This window comes from Cupriavidus sp. OTU4054 (assembly GCF_038440175.1).
GTDB classification, from domain to species: domain Bacteria; phylum Pseudomonadota; class Gammaproteobacteria; order Burkholderiales; family Burkholderiaceae; genus Cupriavidus; species Cupriavidus pauculus_D.
In genome coordinates this window covers 161,702-177,882 of the sequence record NZ_JASATF010000010.1, presented here as the reverse complement: position 1 = coordinate 177,882, position 16,181 = coordinate 161,702, and the positions used below count along the sequence as shown (strand labels likewise).

Sequence of the window (16,181 nt, the reverse complement as noted above, 5' to 3'; positions counted from 1 at the left end):
CGCATCGTTCGGACCGTCCGGACCGTCCGGCCCGTTGCACCGATGCGAGCATCGCACCTCGATATCGGTGGTCACGTTGACCACCGATATGGGAACCAGCAAGACGTAAGGGGAATATTTCAGGGAAAATTTCAGCGATAGCTTGATCAGCCCGACGAGCAGTGTGAGGAGGATTTTCATTTTGTTATGGCAGGAATGATTGAGGCCATGCCCGATGGACACGGCACCTCATTCTTGCCTCCCCCACTGCCGGTGTGAATCAGAAATCTCTGAATGTCTGCCTCAGCTCTGCAGGACGATTCGATTGATCACGTCGTCCACGCCCTGCACATACCAGGCATCGCGCTCGGCCTGTTTGCGCGTGCCTTCGCTGGCCACATAGCCTTCCAGCGTCACCACCCTGCCCTCGGTCCGCACGCGGATGCAGCTCGCATCGACGAACGGGTCGGTCTCGAGCACCAGTTGCAGCGCCTCGGAAATTTCGTCGTCGCGATCGGTCTCGGCCGGCGCCACGACAATCTCGTTGATCACGCAACGGCAACCGCCAGACCACCATGCCAGCACGCCGGCCAGCCGCATATGCGAGAGGCTGATCACGTTGCCGCGCAGCGTCACCACGCCATCGGCGGCCGCCACCTCGATCCACCCGCTGCGCTCGCCCACCGCTTCGCGCACCGTTTCCACACGCCCCTTCGTGTGCGCGCAGATCCGGCAGTTGCGGAAATCGATCGCATTGAGCAACCGCTCGCACACCGCGTCGCGCAGCGCACCGTCGCCCACCGGTACCGCGCCATCGGCCACGCGCAGATGATCGATCACCGCCGTCACGCCATCCACGCGACGGACGTGCGCGGCCGCGCGCGTCTTGTCCACGATACTGCCCACCTCCCCTTCGAGAATCAGCGCCCCGTCCGACAGCCGCAGGTGAATCGCGGGCTGCAGCTGGCGGCCCTGATACGGTACTTGTGACAGCGCGGCGCGCGCCTGCGTCAACACCGCTTCATTGCTAGGCATGATGTCCTCCATGGTTAGATCGTCTGCGGGAAGTCCATCGAATCGATTATAGAAATCCTCCTCCGGGCATCCACCCGGGACGGTCCAGACATGTTTCAAACAACTGCTCAAGCACACCGCGGTGGTATCGCGTTTGACCGCACAACGGGCTTGTCGTGTGCCGTGCGAGGCGTTGTCGAACGCCGCCCGCATGCCCGCAAAGCCGCACCCCGCAACGGTTTCCGGCAAGCGAATCGAATTCAGTGATACTTAAATCACGACGTGCGCGCGTTAAGGGAATTTGAACGTTGTAAATCCGATGGCGACGGCGACAACACTCGTTACCATCACATCATCGGCCGCAACGGAAACCCTCGATGATGCAATCAACGTCTCGCCCACCGTCTCGCCGTCTGTCCCTGCGGATCGCCGCGTTCGCCGCGCTCTCCGCGCTCCCGTTGTGGCTCGGCGCCGCGACCAAGACCACCACGTTCACGGTCCGGCTCACGCTGACCAACGACTGCACGATCGCCGCCAGCGATCTGGACTTCGGCAGCACCGGCGTGCTCGCCGCCAACGTCGACCAGCAGTCGCAGGTCTCGGTCACGTGCAGCACGGGCGCACCGTTCCAGGTGGGCCTCGACGGCGGCAGCACCGCCAGCAGCACGATCGCCAATCGCCTCATGACGGGCCCGAATGCGGCCACGGTGCAATTCCAGATCTATCGCGATGCGGCACGCACGCAGATCTGGGGCAATACCCCCAATACCGACACCGTCGGGGGCACCGGCAACGGCACCGCGCAACCGTTCGTGATGTATGGACGGGTGCCGGCCCAAACGACGCCTGGCGCAGGCGCCTACACCACGACCGTCACCGCGACGATCAACTTCTGATGCGCCACGCCGCCACAGGGCGGCGTCCGGATTCCGCAACGCTGCTGGCACTGGTGCTGGCCGCGCTGGCAGCGGTCTGCCCGGCGCACGCCACTTCATTGCAGATCACCCCGGTACGGATCGACCTGCCCGCCGGCGCGGGCGCGGCCGCGCTCACGCTGCGCAATCAGGGCAACACGCCCATCCATGCGCAGGTGCGTGTCTTCCGCTGGACGCAGGACACCGGCAACGACGCGCTGACCGCCACCGAGGAAGTGGTGGCCAGCCCGCCGATCGTGCGCATTCAGGGCGGCAGCGATCAGCTCGTGCGCATCGTGCGACCCGCGCGCGCCGCGGCACCGGGCGCGCCGGCGGGCGAGTCCGCATATCGGCTGCTCATCGACGAACTGCCGGTCCCCGATGCCACGCCCGATGCATCGGGCGTCAAGCTCCAGCTGCGCTATTCGGTGCCCGTGTTCGCGGGCACGCCCCCGGCCACGACGCCGCCGCAACTCATGCTGAACCTGTGGCGTGACGATGGGGAAAGCCGCGGCGCCTGGGTCCTCGCCGTGCGCAATGCGGGCCAGCGCCACGCGCGGCTCAGCGATATCGCACTCGTCAACGGCGGCCAGCGGATCAACGTGGGCAGCGGGTTGTTCGGCTACGCGCTGCCCGGTGCCGTGCGCGTCTGGAAAATCCATCTGCCCGCGGGCTTCGCGCCCGCCAGCAGCATGCGGCTCGATGGTGCGGTCAACGGCGAACCGCAAAGCCTGCCGGTCGCGGCGGGCCGCCCCTAGGAACGCATGGCATGCCGCCGCGCCGCGCGCCCGGTCCGCCTGGCCTGGATCGTCTGCCTCGTGCTGACGTCCGCTTCGGCCGCACGCGCCGACGATGGGCCGGTTCCCGCGGGCGCATCGGGCGTCCAGACCACGTATCTCGAAGTCATGGTCAACGGCGTATCGACGGGTGCCGTCGCGCGATTCGCGGAGAATGGCGGCGCCCTCTCGACGCCGCTCGAGGAACTGGGCGAGATCGGCCTGCGCGCGGATCCGTCGCTGGCCGGCGCCAATGGCATGGTCCCGCTCGATCGCCTGCCCGGCGTGACGTATCGCTATGAGCCGAGCATGCAGCGCGTCTACCTGAACGTCGAAGACAGCCAGCGCCTGCCCGTGCAACTGGGCTCGCGCGGACGCGTACGGCCGCCGGTGACGAGCGGTTTCGGCTTCGTGCTCAACTACGAGGCCTACGCGCAGCCGGACACGGGCAACGAACTGGGCCTCTATACCGAGCAGCGGCTGTTCCATCCGGGCGGCGTGTTCAGCAATACGGGGGTCTCCACGTTCTACAACGGCAACAACCGCTACGTGCGCCTCGATACGTCGTGGAGCCATGCGGACCCCACCGGCATGCAGTCGATTCTCGTCGGCGATGCGATTACGGGCGCGCTGCCATGGAGCCGCCCCGTGCGTATCGGCGGCTTCCAGATCCGGCGCAACTTCGGATTGCGGCCCGACCTGATCACCTATCCGCTGCCCGCGCTCGGCGGCTCGGCCGCGGTGCCGGGCGCCGTCGATCTGTATATCAACAATGTGCGCCAGTACACGGGACAGGTGCCGAGCGGCCCGTTCGTGATCAACAACGCGCCGGCACTGAGCGGCGCGGGCCAGGCGACCATCGTCGTGCGCGATGCGCTGGGCCGCGACGTCAGCACCACGGTGCCGCTGTATATCGACTCCCGATTGCTGGCCAAGGGGCTGTTCGACTATTCGTTCGAGGCCGGCTTCGCGCGCACGTCCTATGGCATCGACTCGTTCCGCTACGACACGGCACCGGCGGCAAGCGGCTCCGTGCGTTATGGCCTCAGCGATGCGATCACGCTGGAGGGCCATGGCGAGGCCTCGCGCGGCGTCGGCATCGCGGGGGCGGGCGTGCTGTTCAAGCTGCCGCTCACGGGCGTGCTGAACCTCTCCACGAGCACGAGCGCGTCCGGCGGCCAGCAGATCGGACTCGGCTACCAGTGGCGCACGCCCGCGTTCAGTATCGACGTGCAGGGCACGCGCGCGTTCGGCGACTACAAGGACCTTGCCGCCAGCACCGGCTCGCCCATGCCGAGCGCGCTCTATCGCGGAACGGTCTCGGTGCCGCTCGGCCGCAGCGGCAATATCGCCGCGAGCTATATCGATCTGTCGGACCCCGTCTATGGCGCCGCGCGCATCGGCTCGCTGGCATGGACCGCGCAGCTCGGGCGTCGCGCGGCATTTACGGCGAGTACCTATCGCGATTTCGCCGCAGGCTCGTCCTACGGCGTCTCGCTGTCGCTGACCTTCCTGATCGACAACGACACCACGGCATCGTCCACGGTGGGCCGCGAAGGCGGCAAGCCTACCTTTATCGGCGCGGTCAGCCGCACGGTGCCGTACGAAGGCGGCTGGGGCTATCAGGTCGGCGCCCAGCGCGGCGGCGACATGTGGCGCGGCTTCGCGCAGGCCAACGTGCGTGGGCGTTATGGCGACGCCTATGCGGCCGTGCAGGATCTGCAGGGGCGCGTGACCACGGCCTTCGGCGCCAGCGGCTCCCTCGTCGCGATGGACGGTACCGTGATGGCGGGCCGCCGCATCGACCAGAGCTTTGCGCTCGTCTCCACGGGCGGCGTGCCGGATCTGCCCGTGCTGGTCGAGAACCGCCGCATCGGCACCACCGACAGCGGCGGCCACTTCCTCGTGCCGAACCTGCTCCCGTACGATGCCAATCGTATCGAGATCGATGCGCTGAACCTGCCCATCAACACGCGTCTGAGCTCCACGCGGCTATCGATTGCCCCCGCACTGCAGTCCGGCGCCGTCGCGGCGTTCTCCATCCAGTCGTTCCGCGGCGGACAGGTGGTGCTTACCGATGCCGTCGGCACACCGCTGCCGGCCGGTACCGCGGTGCTGCATGTGGAAAGCGGCGATCGCACGGTCATCGGCTACGATGGCCTCGCCTTCTTCGAATCGCTGCGGGACGACAACACGTTCCGCGCCGACACCGATCAGGGCCCGTGCACGGCGCGCCTGCGCTATGCGGCGACCAGCGATCCGCTGCCGCGGCTCGGCCCGATCGCCTGCACCGGCAGCGCGCCATGAGCGCCCGCCAGACAGGCCTCCGGTGGCTGCTGGCGCTGATATGCCTGTGCGGCATGTCCGGGGCGCACGCGGCCTGCACGGCCACGGCGCCTTCCGTTGCGTTCGGCAGCTACAGTCCCGTGTCCGGCAACACGGTCGACGTCAACGGCACCATCACCATCAACTGCACGGGCATCGCGGTGTCCACGCGAATCCGCGCCTGCATCAACATCGGCACCGGGTCGGCCGGCACAACGGTGTCGCCACGCATCATGGCCAGCGGCACGCGGCAGCTCCAGTTCAATATCTATTCGGACAGCTACACGACGCCATGGGGCGCGCGCAATACCGCCGGTTTTGCGCCGATCATGGTCGACTTCCCCGTGCTGCTCGGCAATGGCACCGCGTCGGTGAACTACTTCGCGCGCCTCTTCGCCAATCAGTCGTCGGCCGTGGCCGGCAACTATTCGTCGACGTTCAGCGGACTCAGCGCGGAAGTCACCTACCTCGACTACGGCGTGCTCGTGCCCGCGCCCGACTGCGCGACCCTCTCGAGCCCAAGCACGCCCATCACGTTCACGGCCACCGCCACGGTGGCCAACGACTGCGTGATCACCGCCAACACGCTCGACTTCGGCACGTCCGGTGTCCTTCGGACCGCCCTCGATGCCAACGGCTCGCTCTCGGTTCGCTGCACGCTCAACGCGCCCTACTCCATCGCGCTCAATGCCGGCACCGGCGCGGGTGCAACCGTCGCCGCGCGTCGCATGACGCGCAGCGGCGGCACGCAGACCGTCGGCTACCAGCTGTTCCGCAATGCCGCGCGCACCGAACCCTGGGGCGACGGCACCAATGGCACGCTGACCGTGAGCGGCACGGGCACCGGCACCGCGCAGACGGTCAATCTCTATGGGCGCGTCCCCGCGCAGACGACCCCGCAGGCCGGCACGTATCAGGACACGGTCACCGTGACCATCACGTACTAGGGCCGGGACCGCGCCCGTTGACGGCGTACCGCGATGCGCGGACCATAGGCGACGCACCGCCGAGGGAGATCCATCGATGTGCACGAACTACGCACCGGTCCAGCGCCGCATCCTGCGCGAGATCTTCGGCGTCGAACCGCCGCCGGACCTGTTTCGCGCCGAGACCTATCCCGACTATGCGGCCCCGATCGTGCGCCAGCGTTCCGACGGGTCGCGCGAGAGCGTGCTCGCCACGTTCGGCATGGTGCCGCGCAAGCGTACGCCTCCGGGCGCGCGCCGCTACGACACGACCAATGCGCGCAGCGAAACGGTCGGCGAGCGGCCCACGTTCTCGCGCTACTGGCGCCAGGGGCAGCTATGCCTCGTCCCCGCGACGGCGTTCTACGAATTTGCCTATCCGGAATCCGGCACGCCCACGGCACCGGGCAAGCCCGAGCGCTGGCGCGTGTGGGTGCGCGACATGGAAGCGTTTGCCGTGGCGGGACTGTGGCGCGACTGGCCCGATCTTCCCGACGCGCCCGGCATGCCGTCGTTCACGATGCTTACCGTGAATGCCGACGGGCATGAAGTCCTCTCGCGTTTCCATCGCCCCGGCGACGAGAAACGCGGGGTCGTGATCGTCCCGCGCGACCAGTGGGACGACTGGCTCGGTTGCCGAAATCCCGAAATCGCGCGAACCTTCCTGCGCCTGTACCCGTCCGAGCAGATGGCGGCCGAACCGGCGCCGAAGGTTCAGGGCGCGCCGATTCCGATGGCGGACTGAGTACAATGCGGTGAGGTCTGCACATCACGTGGCCCGTCGAGACAAGCATCAACGAGAAAAAGGAACGCATGGCGACGTCGAACAAACTGCCCGGCTGGACGATCGGGGCCCCAATTGCCGCATGGGTGGCCTTCGGTATCGGTCTTGGCGCGCCCGAATCGGGCTGGATCATTGCCATCATGGCGATCGCACTGGCCGGCGCGGTCTTCTCTGCCGTGCATCACGCCGAAGTCGTCGCGCACAAGGTCGGCGAACCGTTCGGCACGCTCGTGCTCGCCATCGCGGTAACCGTCATCGAGGTCGCGCTGATCGTCTCCGTCATGCTGTCGGCCGGCCCAGAAAAAGCGGGCCTCGCGCGCGACACCGTGTTCGCGGCCGTCATGATCATCTGCAACGGCATCGTCGGCCTCTGCCTGTTCGTCGGCGCGCTCCATCATCGCGAGCAGGCTTTCCAGGCCCCGGGCGCCAATGCGGCCATGGCCACGCTGGTCGCGCTGCTGGTGCTGACCATGGTCCTGCCGAACTTCACGAGCACCACGCCGGGCCCGGTCCTGTCGCCGTCGCAACTCGCGTTCTCGGGCGCGATGTCGTTGGTGCTCTATGGCTGTTTCGTCTTCGTGCAGACGGTCCGCCACCGGGACTACTTTCTCGTGGAAGGGACGAACGACGAGAACGAACACGCGCCGCCTCCGCCCGCGCGTGTCGCAGCCATGAGCGGTGGCTTGCTGATCGTGGCGCTGGTGGCCGTGGTCGCGCTGGCCAAGATGCTGTCGCCGTCGGTGGAAGCGGCCGTGGCCAATGCGGGCGCGCCCGCCGCCGTGGTGGGCGTCGTCATCGCGGCCCTCGTGCTGCTGCCGGAAGGACTGGCCGCGCTGCGCGCCGCGCAGACCGATCGCCTGCAGACCAGCCTCAACCTCGCGCTGGGATCGGCACTGGCCAGTATCGGCCTGACGATTCCGACCGTGGCCGCGGTGTTCATCACCATCGGCCGGCCGCTGGAACTCGGGCTGGGCCCGAAGGAGATGGTGCTGCTGTTCCTGACGATGATCGTGGCGTCGCTGACGCTCGGCATGGGCCGCACGACGATCCTCCAGGGCGTGGTGCACCTGGTGATCTTCGCCGCCTACCTCTTCATGACGATCGTGCCCTGATCATTGCCGGGCCGCGTCCTGATGTAACCGGCCCAACAATCGACGTCCGGCGGCGATGACCGCGTCGTCGGACCGCATCTGATATCGGACGATCATCCCCTCGACACAGAGCATGGCCTCGGCCGCGACCTCCTGAGGGTTGGTCAGGCCAAGATCCGAAGCCAGCTGCACGAGGTAGTCCTCGAGCGAGGCCTTGTGCGAGACCGCATGCTCGAGCAGCCGCGGGTCGTCGCCCGCGCCGCCGCCAGCCTCGGCCACCACGTTGATAAACGCGCAGCCGCGGTACTCGTCGCTGGTGAACCACTCGGCAAGCGCGTCGGCCAGGACGTCGAGATTGCGCCGCAGCGCAAGCTGGCGCGTCACGGCGGCCTCGAACCAGCCCATCCAGAAATCGTGCCGCCGCTCGAGGTAAGCGGCGATCAGGTCGTTCTTGGAGGGGAAATGCCGGTACAGAGACATCTTGGCGACGCCCGACTCGGCAATGATCCGGTCCACGCCCGTTGCGCGGTAGCCGTCACGGTAAAAGAGCCGTGCGGCGGTGTCGAGAATCCGGTCCCGGGCCGATTGCGTAGCCATTTCAGTGCGAATTGATAAGCGGTAAATGTCCATATTATAGGAGACAGATCTGTCTACTGCTTATCAAATTGTCGTCAAACGGCCGGGCGCCTCATTCAGGCCGCCAGTTTCAGGCGCGCCGTCGCGAGCCGGGCATCCGCATCGCGCAGCGCGGTGCGCAGGCCTTCTTCCACCACCGGGTGGTAGAACGGCATGGCCAGCATCTGCGTGACGGTCAGACCCTGCTGATACGACCATGCAAGCAGGTGCGCGATGTTCTCCGCGCGCGGGCCGATCCATTCGGCACCCAGAAAGCGGCCCGTCTCGATATCGGCGTACACGTGCATCAGCCCGCGGTTCTTGAGCATGACGCGGCTGCGGCCCTGATCCTCGAAGCTGACCTCGCCCGTCACATAGGTGCCGTCGCCGAGATCCGCATGGCGCTTGCCGACCATCGCGATCTGCGGATCGGAGAACACCACGCCCAGCGATGCGCGGCGCGAGATCGCCTTGACCTGCGGCCATGCGGCCGCGTTCTCGCCGGCCAGGCGGCCTTCGTCGGCGGCCTCGTGCAACAGCGGCAGCACGTCGTTGGCGTCGCCGGCGATAAAGATCGGCGCCGTCCCACATTGGAGCGTTTCCGCGTCGAACACCGGCAGGCCGCGCACGTCGAGCGTCACGCTCGTATTGGCCAGGCCAAGGTTCGCGACGTTGGGCTTGCGGCCCGTCGCGGCCAGCACGTAGGCAAAGCGCTCGGTCACGGTGTCACCCGTGGCGGCATCGGCGAACGAGATCACAGCCTCGTCGCCCTCGCGGCGCATATCAACGATCTTCGCGTCGATATCGAGCGAGAACTCCTGATTGAACGCCTGCGCCGCGTAGGCTCGGATAGCGGGATCCGTGAGCGGACCGACCGCACCGCCCTTGCCGAACACGCGCACGCGCACGCCCAGCCGGGACAGTGCCTGCCCGAGTTCGAGGCCGATCACGCCCGGGCCGAACACGGCGACGCTCTCGGGCAGGTCCTCCCACGAGAACACATCGTCGTTGACGATCAGGCGGTCACCGAACACCGAGAACGCGGGCGGCACGGCGGGGCTCGAACCGGTGGCGATCACCACGCGGCCAGCCTGCACGATCGTGCCGTCGTCGATCTTCAGCACCGTGTCTTCCACGAACGACGCATAGCCACGAATCCGGTCCGCGTCGGGAATGCCCTCCACACCGCGCACCACAAAGCCGACGAAGCGATCGCGCTCGCCACGCACACGTGCCATGACCTCGCGGCCATCGACGCGGATCTCGCCATCGATGTGCACGCCGAATGCCGACGTATGACGCGCCTCGTGCGCGGCCTCGGCCGCGGCGATCAGCAGCTTCGAGGGCATGCAGCCCACGCGGGCGCAGGTGGTGCCATAAGGGCCGCCTTCGATGATCACGGCGCGCTTGCCCGCGGCGGTGGCCGCGCGATACGCTGCAAGGCCTGCGGTACCCGCGCCGATGATGGCGACGTCGGTCTGGATGGTGGTCATGTTCTCGTACCTGTCCTTTTCAGGCAAAACGGGGCCAACGGGTCCGGCGATTGCCGGACCTCGCTGGCGGTACTACGGCGTTACGGTTGCGTCAGCTGCGGTTCAGGCGGCCTTCTTCAGGCGGCCTTCTTCAGATATTCCTCGACGGCCTCGGCACCGCCGATCAGGCTGCCGTTGATGAAGACCTGCGGCGCCGTCATGTTGCCGGAGATCGCGCCCAGCACCTTGCCACGGACCTTGTGCTCCAGCGGCACGTCGATGTACTCGTAGCCGTGGTCGCTCAGCAGCTGCTTGGCCTTGGCACAGAACGAACAGCCCACCTTCGAGAACACCACCACCTGATCGGGCTTGGTCGCGTTCGGCGCGACGTGGGCCAGCATCGTGTCGGCGTCCGAAACCTTGAACGGGTCGCCCGGCTCTTCCGGCTCGATGAACATCTTGTCCACCACGCCGTTCTTCACGTACATCGAATAGCGCCAGCTGCGCTTGCCGAAGCCGAGGTCGGCCTTGTCCACCAGCATGCCCATGCCGTCGGTGAACTCGCCGTTGCCGTCGGGGATCATCACGATGTTCGCGGACTCCTGGTCCTTCGCCCACTCGTTCATCACGAACGTATCGTTGACCGACACGCACAGGATGGCATCGACGCCATGCTTGGCGAACACCGGTGCCAGCTCGTTGTAGCGCGGCAGATGGGTGGACGAGCACGTCGGCGTAAAGGCGCCCGGCAGCGAGAACAGCACCACGTTCTTGCCTTCGAACAGCTCGGCGGTGGTCACGTTCTTCCATTCGTTGTTCTCGCGAACGCGGAAAGTCACGTTGGGTACGCGTTGGCCTTCACGGGATTGCAGCATCGGTATCACTCCTTGATGGGATCGGTCGGATCGGGTTGGTTGGTTTCGCATGTCGTGCAGCGATGGAACAGATTCTGTCGAAGTCGAAGTGATCTGTACAATTCATCGTTTCAAATGAGGCGATTGTTTTTGCCTATTCATCATCGATAGCCATCGCCAAATGACAAAGGACGGCCGCAGCCGTCCTCCCTTCCTCCGCGACGCGCGCGGCTTACAGGCCGAGATCGCTCAGGCTGGGGTGATCGTCGGGACGGCGCCCGAGCGGCCAGTGGAACTTGCGGTCCGATTCCTTGATCGGCATGTCGTTGATGCATGCAAAGCGTCGCTGCATCAGGCCGTTCTCGTCGAACTCCCAGTTCTCGTTGCCGTAGGAACGGAACCAGTGGCCCGAGTCGTCATGCCACTCGTATGCATAGCGTACTGCGATGCGGTTACCTTCGTACGCCCACAGCTCCTTGATCAGGCGGTAGTCCAGCTCCTTGTTCCACTTGCGGGTCAGGAACTCCACGATCTGCTCGCGGCCGTTCACGAATTCGGCGCGGTTGCGCCAGGCGCTGTTGACCGTGTAGGCCAGCGATACACGCTGCGGATCGCGGCTGTTCCAGCCGTCTTCGGCCCCTCGGACCTTGGCAAGGGCGGTTTCGCGGGTGAACGGCGGAACGGGGGGACGAACTTCCGGCTGATTCGACATGACAGGCTCTCCTTTGGGTGGGCAATGCGTTTGACTGCAAATGAGACAGATCTGTCTACCATTGTAAGTAGACAGATCTGTATGTCAAGCACCTTTTCCGATCGGGCGCCTTCAGCGCCTGGTCACGACCACTTCCAGATACTCGCTTGGCACCACGAGCGAGTCCTTGCCCGCGGTGTTCAGGCTGTTCAGCAGATCGGTGAGGTCGCGTGCCAGGGCGTCGGCGCGGTCCGGCGGCAGCGCGGCAAAGGCCTTGTGCACGGGCCCGTACCACTGGCGGAACACGTCGATGAAATGCGCGGCCGAGCGGTAGCGGAACCGGAATTTGCGCGGGGTCACCGCAATGGTCGCGCCGTGGGGGTCGAACAACGCGTGCAGATGCTCCTCCACGCCCCATCGGGACGGCGGCGAGACACCTGCGGGCGGCGGCACGTATCCGCCCAGCGTCTTGAATACCTGGCCGATAAAACCCTGCGGCGTCCAGTTGGCCATCCCGATGCGGCCGCCGGGCCGGCAGACCCGCATCATCTCGGCCGCGCAGCGAGGCTGGTCCGGGGCGAACATCACGCCGAACGTCGATAGCACCGCGTCGAAACTCGCGTCGCCGAATGGCAAGGCTTCGGCATCGGCCTCCTGGAACGTCACGTCGAAGCGCTCGGCGCGCGCGCGTTCGGCGCCGCGCTCCAGCAGCGCGCCCACATAGTCGGTGGAGGTCACCTTGCAGCCGCGGCGCGCGGCGGCGAGCGTCGCATTGCCGTTGCCGGCGGCCACGTCGAGCACGGTTTCGTCGTAACGGAGGTCGCAGGCTTCGGCAAGCAGCTCGCCGACGAGCTGCAACGTCGTGCCGATGACCGCGTAGTCTCCGCTGGCCCATGCCGCCTGCTGGCGGCCCTTGAGCGCGGCCAGGTCTACCTGCGGAGCATCCTGGCCTGTCGTGGAAGAAGTCGTCATGGGAATCCCTTCTGTCTACGTCATGCGCGGCGGCCGTCATAGCCCGCCTCGCGCGCGAGCACGATGGCTTGCGCGCGATTCTCCACCTCGAGCTTCGAGAAGATGTTCGTGATGTGGTTGCGCACGGTTTTTTCGCATAACCCCAGATGCGCGGCAATCTGTGCGTTGTCGCGGCCTTGCGCGATCAGCACCACCACGTCGCGCTCGCGTCGCGTGAGCGTCATGAATGCCGGATCGTCGATAACGTCGCATGCGGGGAGGAACGCGCGGACTTCCTCGAGCCACCTGTCCCATGCGGGCTCGTCTTCCAGCAGCAAGTGATTGCCACTCTCGAGCGGCACGAAGTGCGCGTGGGGAATCAGGCTGGCAATCAGCCTGCCTTCGTCGAACGGCACGCGCGCGTCGCGTACCGCATGCAGGACCAGCGTCGGACACGTGACCTGCGGGAGCAGCTCCACCACGTCGATGTCGTTGAAGATGCGCATGAAGCGCGCCGCATTGCGCGGTGACGTGGAAACGCGCTCGAGCTCGTTGAACCAGCGGTGCTGGGCGGCCGTGCCGCCCGGGATGAACTGCGTCGTGAAGAACTGCCGGAAGGCGGGGTTCTCCTGCCCCCACCCCAGTTCGGCGAGGCGCGTCATCAATTCGGCTTCCTCGCGCATCTCGGGCGTGGGATTGCGCTTGAGTCGGCCGCGCGCATAGCCGCCGTGCAGGATCAGATGCGTGACGCGCTGGGGATGCTTGACCGCGTAGGCCACGGCGATCGAGGCGCCCTGCGAGATCCCCAGCAGCGGAAACCGATCGACGCCCGTCGCATCGACGATCGTCTCCAGATCGCGCAGCCACGCATGGAACGAAAGATCGTCGACGTGCCGGTCGGACAGTCCGCAGCCGCGCTCGTCGTAGCGCACCAACGTGTGGTCCTCGGAGAGCGAGCACATCATGTGGCTCCACACCGGGCTCGCCACATCGAATTCGAGGTGGCTCATCCAGTTCGCGGCCTTGACGAGGGGCGGGCCGCTACCGGAGATGGCGTATGCAAGCCTGACTCCGTCGAGGCTGGTGCAGAGGCGAATCTGCTGCTTGAGCGTCGGCATGGGGCGGCTTCGCGTGGCAGGTTGCGGGAGGCGCTTCGACTGACCTAACCAGATTAGCAAACGGAGGCCTTCGCGCGGGGACACAAGTCGCGGCGAGGTTACGAGAAACGCACGATGCGACGCGTTGGCGTCGAATCCGTCCGTGCGAACGGCCGGTCCGCCGCGCCCGGATGCAATCGCCGCGCGCGCCGCTTCCCTACGATGGCTCGCGAGCGGGACCGTCGTCCCGGGTCGGGGCGCCCCTGTCCCCCATAAATCCCGCCGGCCGGGACACGGGCCTCATGTGCCGCGGCGCGCTCGCTGGAATCATTGCCACACGTCCCGCACGGACGTTCTCACAACAGGAGTCCCGCAAATGGAAGTCGCATCGATGCCAACCGACACACAACGCTACGCCCGCTGTATCGCCGCCTCGCGGCGCATTCGCTGGGACATCGACCTGGACGTCATTCGTCAGCGCAAGTTCGATCTGGCCCACAAGTTCCTGCCCGACGGCCTCTCGCTCGTGAACGAGTTGCCGTTCCTGTCCGCTGCCGAGCAGCGCTTTCTCAGCCAGGTGCAGGGCCGCACGTACGCGAACATGTTCCGCCTGGTCGAACGTTTCGTCGGCGCCAAGGTGCTCGATATCTCGCGCGAGCACTGGTTTGGCGATCAGGTTGCGCTCGAGGCGCTGGTGCGCTTCACCGACGAGGAACTCAAGCATCAGGAACTGTTTCGCCGCGTCGAGCTACTGGCTGCCGAAGACATGCCGGAAGGCTATCGCTTCGTGCCGGATGCGAACGCGGTGGCCGAGTTCGTGCTGGGCAAGCACACGTGGGCCGTGCTCGCGCTGACCTGCCATATCGAACTGGTCTCGCAGGCGCACTATCGCGCGAGCATCGGCACGTCGCCGGACCTGTCCGACCTGTTCAAGGACATCTTCATGTTCCACTGGCGCGAGGAGTCGCAGCACGCGATCCTCGACGAGCTCGAATGGGCACGCGAGGATGCGAAGCTGTCGAACGACGAGCGCAATACCGCGGTGGCGGACATGATTCAGATCGTTGGCGCGCTCGATCAGATTCTGCAACAGCAGGCGCAAGCGGATACCGCGTATTTCATGCGCACCATCCGCGGTGTGGCCGACGCCCCTCACGCGGCGGAAGTCGAGCACATCGTGCTCAAGGCGTACCGCTGGACCTACTTCGTCTCCGGCATGCTGGAACCGCGGTTCGTGAAGCTGCTGGAGTCGATGACCACCGAGGCGCAACGCGCGTGCATCGATGCGGCCATGGCGCCACTGCTGTATGCGATGCCCGCGGAGGGCGCCCCGGTGCCAGCGATGGCGGCCTGAAGACGCCTCAATCGTCCTGGATGCCTGCCCGCTGCGCGATCATGCGCATGCGCGGCAGTTCCTTGTCGATGGTCGCGGCGACATGATCGGCGGACTCGTACTTCGGTTCGAGCCCGTTGGCCAGCAGCTTCTGCTTGACCTCTGGGTCGGTCATGACCTTGGCGACGGCTGCCTGCAGCTTTGCCTTGACGTCGGCAGGCAGGCCGCGCGGCGCGGCAATCGCGACCCAGGCGTCCGCATCGAAGCCGGGGTAGCCCGCTTCCGCCACCGTGGGCACGTCGGGCAGCAGCGACGCGCGTGTGCTGCCGGTCACCGCGATGGCCTTGAGCTTGCCGCTGCGGATATGCGGCAGCGAGGCAGCCACCGTATCGACGGAGAACGGAATCTGCCCGCCGATCAGATCCGCGATCGCGGGCGCGCTGCCTTTGTACGGAATGTGCTGGAGCTTCATGCCCGTGGCATGGAGCAGCATCTCGCCCGCGAAATGTCCGGTGGTCCCCGTGCCGAACGAGCCATAGACATACTTGCCCGGCGCCGCGTTGACCGCGCTGACCATCTGCTTGAGGTTGTCCACGGGCACCGCGCGATTGGCGACGATGATCAGCGGCACGCGCGTCACCTGACCCACGGGCTCGAAGCTCTTGATCGGGTCATACGGCAGGCTCGGCTTGATGGCCGGGTTGACCGTGAACGTCGAACCCGAACTGATCAGCAGCGTATAGCCATCGGGCGCGGCTTTCGATACATAGCTCGCGCCGACGATGGTGCCCGCGCCCGCACGATTCTCGATGACCACGGGCTGCCCGAGCGCTTCGCCCAGCGGCTTGCCCACGACGCGCCCGATGATATCGACGGCACCGCCCGCGGGAAACGGCACGACCAGCACCACGGGCTTCGTTGGATATCCCCCCTGCGCCTGAGCGCCTGGTGCGAACGCAACAAGAGACGACAGCGCGGCGATGCTGCACTGGCACAGAGTACGGCGTAGTGGTGTGGTCATGATCTTTCCCCTTGGGTGGACAGGACGCGGTGCACGGCTATGAGGCATGGGCTCCGTGGCCCGCTGAAATAAAGCGTAAAGAGAAAGCCGGGAAACGTGCTTGCGAAGAACGCCACGCACAGCCCCTGTTCACTGCGATGAATTTCTTCTTTGCTTAGCGAAGTTCCGCATATGGCGTCGCGTGCGAAATAAAATTCCACGCGGCCTCACGCGGCTCTGCCCGCGCGAAACGGACCGTTGGGTGGAAAGCCAATGTGCATGCGGGTTGCGCACGGCGACGGGGTCGCTGGCAGGCCCTG

At 66.2% G+C, this 16,181-nt stretch carries 15 protein-coding genes; 7 read left to right on the top strand and 8 right to left on the bottom strand.

Features of this window, described 5'->3' with window-relative positions:
* Positions 1-282: 282 nt before the first annotated feature.
* Positions 283-1,014 carry a BON domain-containing protein gene (locus AAHB16_RS14425; RefSeq protein ID WP_342051195.1) on the bottom strand — a complete coding sequence of 244 codons (732 nt, stop codon included), beginning with the start codon at positions 1,012-1,014 and terminating at the stop codon, positions 283-285.
* A 359-nt stretch (positions 1,015-1,373) separates the two neighbouring features.
* On the opposite strand from AAHB16_RS14425, the gene AAHB16_RS14420 reads away from it, so the two are divergent.
* The 6 genes from AAHB16_RS14420 (at position 1,374) to AAHB16_RS14395 (ending at position 7,869) form a co-directional block, all read left to right on the top strand.
* A complete protein-coding gene (locus tag AAHB16_RS14420; protein WP_191002412.1) occupies positions 1,374-1,889 on the top strand; it encodes a Csu type fimbrial protein in 516 nt (171 codons plus the stop codon).
* Positions 1,889-2,665, top strand: coding sequence for a fimbrial biogenesis chaperone (locus AAHB16_RS14415; protein WP_150374680.1), 777 nt, complete (start codon positions 1,889-1,891; stop codon positions 2,663-2,665). Before AAHB16_RS14420 ends, AAHB16_RS14415 begins: the two co-directional genes overlap by 1 nt.
* Positions 2,666-2,671: 6 nt before the next feature.
* Positions 2,672-4,990 (top strand): fimbria/pilus outer membrane usher protein, encoded by a 2,319-nt coding sequence (locus AAHB16_RS14410; protein WP_342051194.1) that lies wholly within the window; start codon positions 2,672-2,674, stop codon positions 4,988-4,990.
* A complete protein-coding gene (locus AAHB16_RS14405) occupies positions 4,987-5,955 on the top strand; it encodes a Csu type fimbrial protein (protein ID WP_342051193.1) in 969 nt (322 codons plus the stop codon). The genes AAHB16_RS14410 and AAHB16_RS14405 overlap by 4 nt, the downstream gene beginning before the upstream one ends.
* Before the next feature lie 76 nt (positions 5,956-6,031).
* A complete protein-coding gene (locus AAHB16_RS14400; RefSeq protein ID WP_342051192.1) occupies positions 6,032-6,718 on the top strand; it encodes an SOS response-associated peptidase in 687 nt (228 codons plus the stop codon).
* A gap of 68 nt (positions 6,719-6,786) precedes the next feature.
* Complete coding sequence (locus AAHB16_RS14395; RefSeq protein WP_342051191.1) at positions 6,787-7,869, top strand: calcium:proton antiporter; 1,083 nt, start codon at positions 6,787-6,789, stop codon at positions 7,867-7,869.
* Here AAHB16_RS14395 and AAHB16_RS14390 read toward each other — a convergent pair whose 3' ends face one another.
* The 6 genes from AAHB16_RS14390 to AAHB16_RS14365 all read right to left on the bottom strand — a co-directional run bounded on the left by AAHB16_RS14390 (position 7,870) and on the right by AAHB16_RS14365 (position 13,549).
* Positions 7,870-8,445 carry a TetR/AcrR family transcriptional regulator gene (locus AAHB16_RS14390; RefSeq protein WP_150374685.1) on the bottom strand — a complete coding sequence of 192 codons (576 nt, stop codon included), beginning with the start codon at positions 8,443-8,445 and terminating at the stop codon, positions 7,870-7,872.
* A gap of 95 nt (positions 8,446-8,540) precedes the next feature.
* A complete protein-coding gene (locus AAHB16_RS14385; protein WP_342051190.1) occupies positions 8,541-9,956 on the bottom strand; it encodes a dihydrolipoyl dehydrogenase in 1,416 nt (471 codons plus the stop codon).
* Positions 9,957-10,072: 116 nt separating this feature from the next.
* Positions 10,073-10,810 carry a glutathione peroxidase gene (locus AAHB16_RS14380; RefSeq protein ID WP_150374687.1) on the bottom strand — a complete coding sequence of 246 codons (738 nt, stop codon included), beginning with the start codon at positions 10,808-10,810 and terminating at the stop codon, positions 10,073-10,075.
* A 211-nt stretch (positions 10,811-11,021) separates the two neighbouring features.
* The gene (locus AAHB16_RS14375; protein ID WP_150374688.1) at positions 11,022-11,501 is read right to left on the bottom strand and encodes a nuclear transport factor 2 family protein; all 480 of its coding nucleotides are present in this window, start codon (positions 11,499-11,501) and stop codon (positions 11,022-11,024) included.
* Positions 11,502-11,612: 111 nt separating this feature from the next.
* Positions 11,613-12,452, bottom strand: a complete 840-nt coding sequence (locus AAHB16_RS14370; RefSeq protein ID WP_342051189.1) for a class I SAM-dependent methyltransferase — start codon at positions 12,450-12,452, stop codon at positions 11,613-11,615.
* A gap of 20 nt (positions 12,453-12,472) precedes the next feature.
* On the bottom strand, positions 12,473-13,549 hold the full coding sequence (locus AAHB16_RS14365; protein WP_342051188.1) for an alpha/beta fold hydrolase: 1,077 nt from the start codon (positions 13,547-13,549) through the stop codon (positions 12,473-12,475).
* A 355-nt stretch (positions 13,550-13,904) separates the two neighbouring features.
* On the opposite strand from AAHB16_RS14365, the gene AAHB16_RS14360 reads away from it, so the two are divergent.
* The gene (locus AAHB16_RS14360; protein ID WP_342051187.1) at positions 13,905-14,882 is read left to right on the top strand and encodes a hypothetical protein; all 978 of its coding nucleotides are present in this window, start codon (positions 13,905-13,907) and stop codon (positions 14,880-14,882) included.
* Positions 14,883-14,889: 7 nt separating this feature from the next.
* Here the strand turns inward: AAHB16_RS14360 and AAHB16_RS14355 are convergent, their stop codons facing one another.
* The gene (locus AAHB16_RS14355) at positions 14,890-15,882 is read right to left on the bottom strand and encodes a Bug family tripartite tricarboxylate transporter substrate binding protein (RefSeq protein WP_150374692.1); all 993 of its coding nucleotides are present in this window, start codon (positions 15,880-15,882) and stop codon (positions 14,890-14,892) included.
* Between the last annotated feature and the right edge of the window lie 299 nt (positions 15,883-16,181).

Coding starts and splice junctions, on each gene's coding strand:
- AAHB16_RS14365 (WP_342051188.1), bottom strand. CDS start 13,549: ATGCCGACGCTCAAGCAGCAGATTCGCCTCTGCACCAGCCTCGACGGA.
- AAHB16_RS14370 (WP_342051189.1), bottom strand. CDS start 12,452: ATGACGACTTCTTCCACGACAGGCCAGGATGCTCCGCAGGTAGACCTG.
- AAHB16_RS14425 (WP_342051195.1), bottom strand. CDS start 1,014: ATGCCTAGCAATGAAGCGGTGTTGACGCAGGCGCGCGCCGCGCTGTCA.
- AAHB16_RS14410 (WP_342051194.1), top strand. CDS start 2,672: ATGGCATGCCGCCGCGCCGCGCGCCCGGTCCGCCTGGCCTGGATCGTC.
- AAHB16_RS14390 (WP_150374685.1), bottom strand. CDS start 8,445: ATGGCTACGCAATCGGCCCGGGACCGGATTCTCGACACCGCCGCACGG.
- AAHB16_RS14380 (WP_150374687.1), bottom strand. CDS start 10,810: ATGCTGCAATCCCGTGAAGGCCAACGCGTACCCAACGTGACTTTCCGC.
- AAHB16_RS14405 (WP_342051193.1), top strand. CDS start 4,987: ATGAGCGCCCGCCAGACAGGCCTCCGGTGGCTGCTGGCGCTGATATGC.
- AAHB16_RS14375 (WP_150374688.1), bottom strand. CDS start 11,501: ATGTCGAATCAGCCGGAAGTTCGTCCCCCCGTTCCGCCGTTCACCCGC.
- AAHB16_RS14385 (WP_342051190.1), bottom strand. CDS start 9,956: ATGACCACCATCCAGACCGACGTCGCCATCATCGGCGCGGGTACCGCA.
- AAHB16_RS14395 (WP_342051191.1), top strand. CDS start 6,787: ATGGCGACGTCGAACAAACTGCCCGGCTGGACGATCGGGGCCCCAATT.
- AAHB16_RS14355 (WP_150374692.1), bottom strand. CDS start 15,882: ATGACCACACCACTACGCCGTACTCTGTGCCAGTGCAGCATCGCCGCG.
- AAHB16_RS14360 (WP_342051187.1), top strand. CDS start 13,905: ATGGAAGTCGCATCGATGCCAACCGACACACAACGCTACGCCCGCTGT.
- AAHB16_RS14400 (WP_342051192.1), top strand. CDS start 6,032: ATGTGCACGAACTACGCACCGGTCCAGCGCCGCATCCTGCGCGAGATC.
- AAHB16_RS14415 (WP_150374680.1), top strand. CDS start 1,889: ATGCGCCACGCCGCCACAGGGCGGCGTCCGGATTCCGCAACGCTGCTG.
- AAHB16_RS14420 (WP_191002412.1), top strand. CDS start 1,374: ATGCAATCAACGTCTCGCCCACCGTCTCGCCGTCTGTCCCTGCGGATC.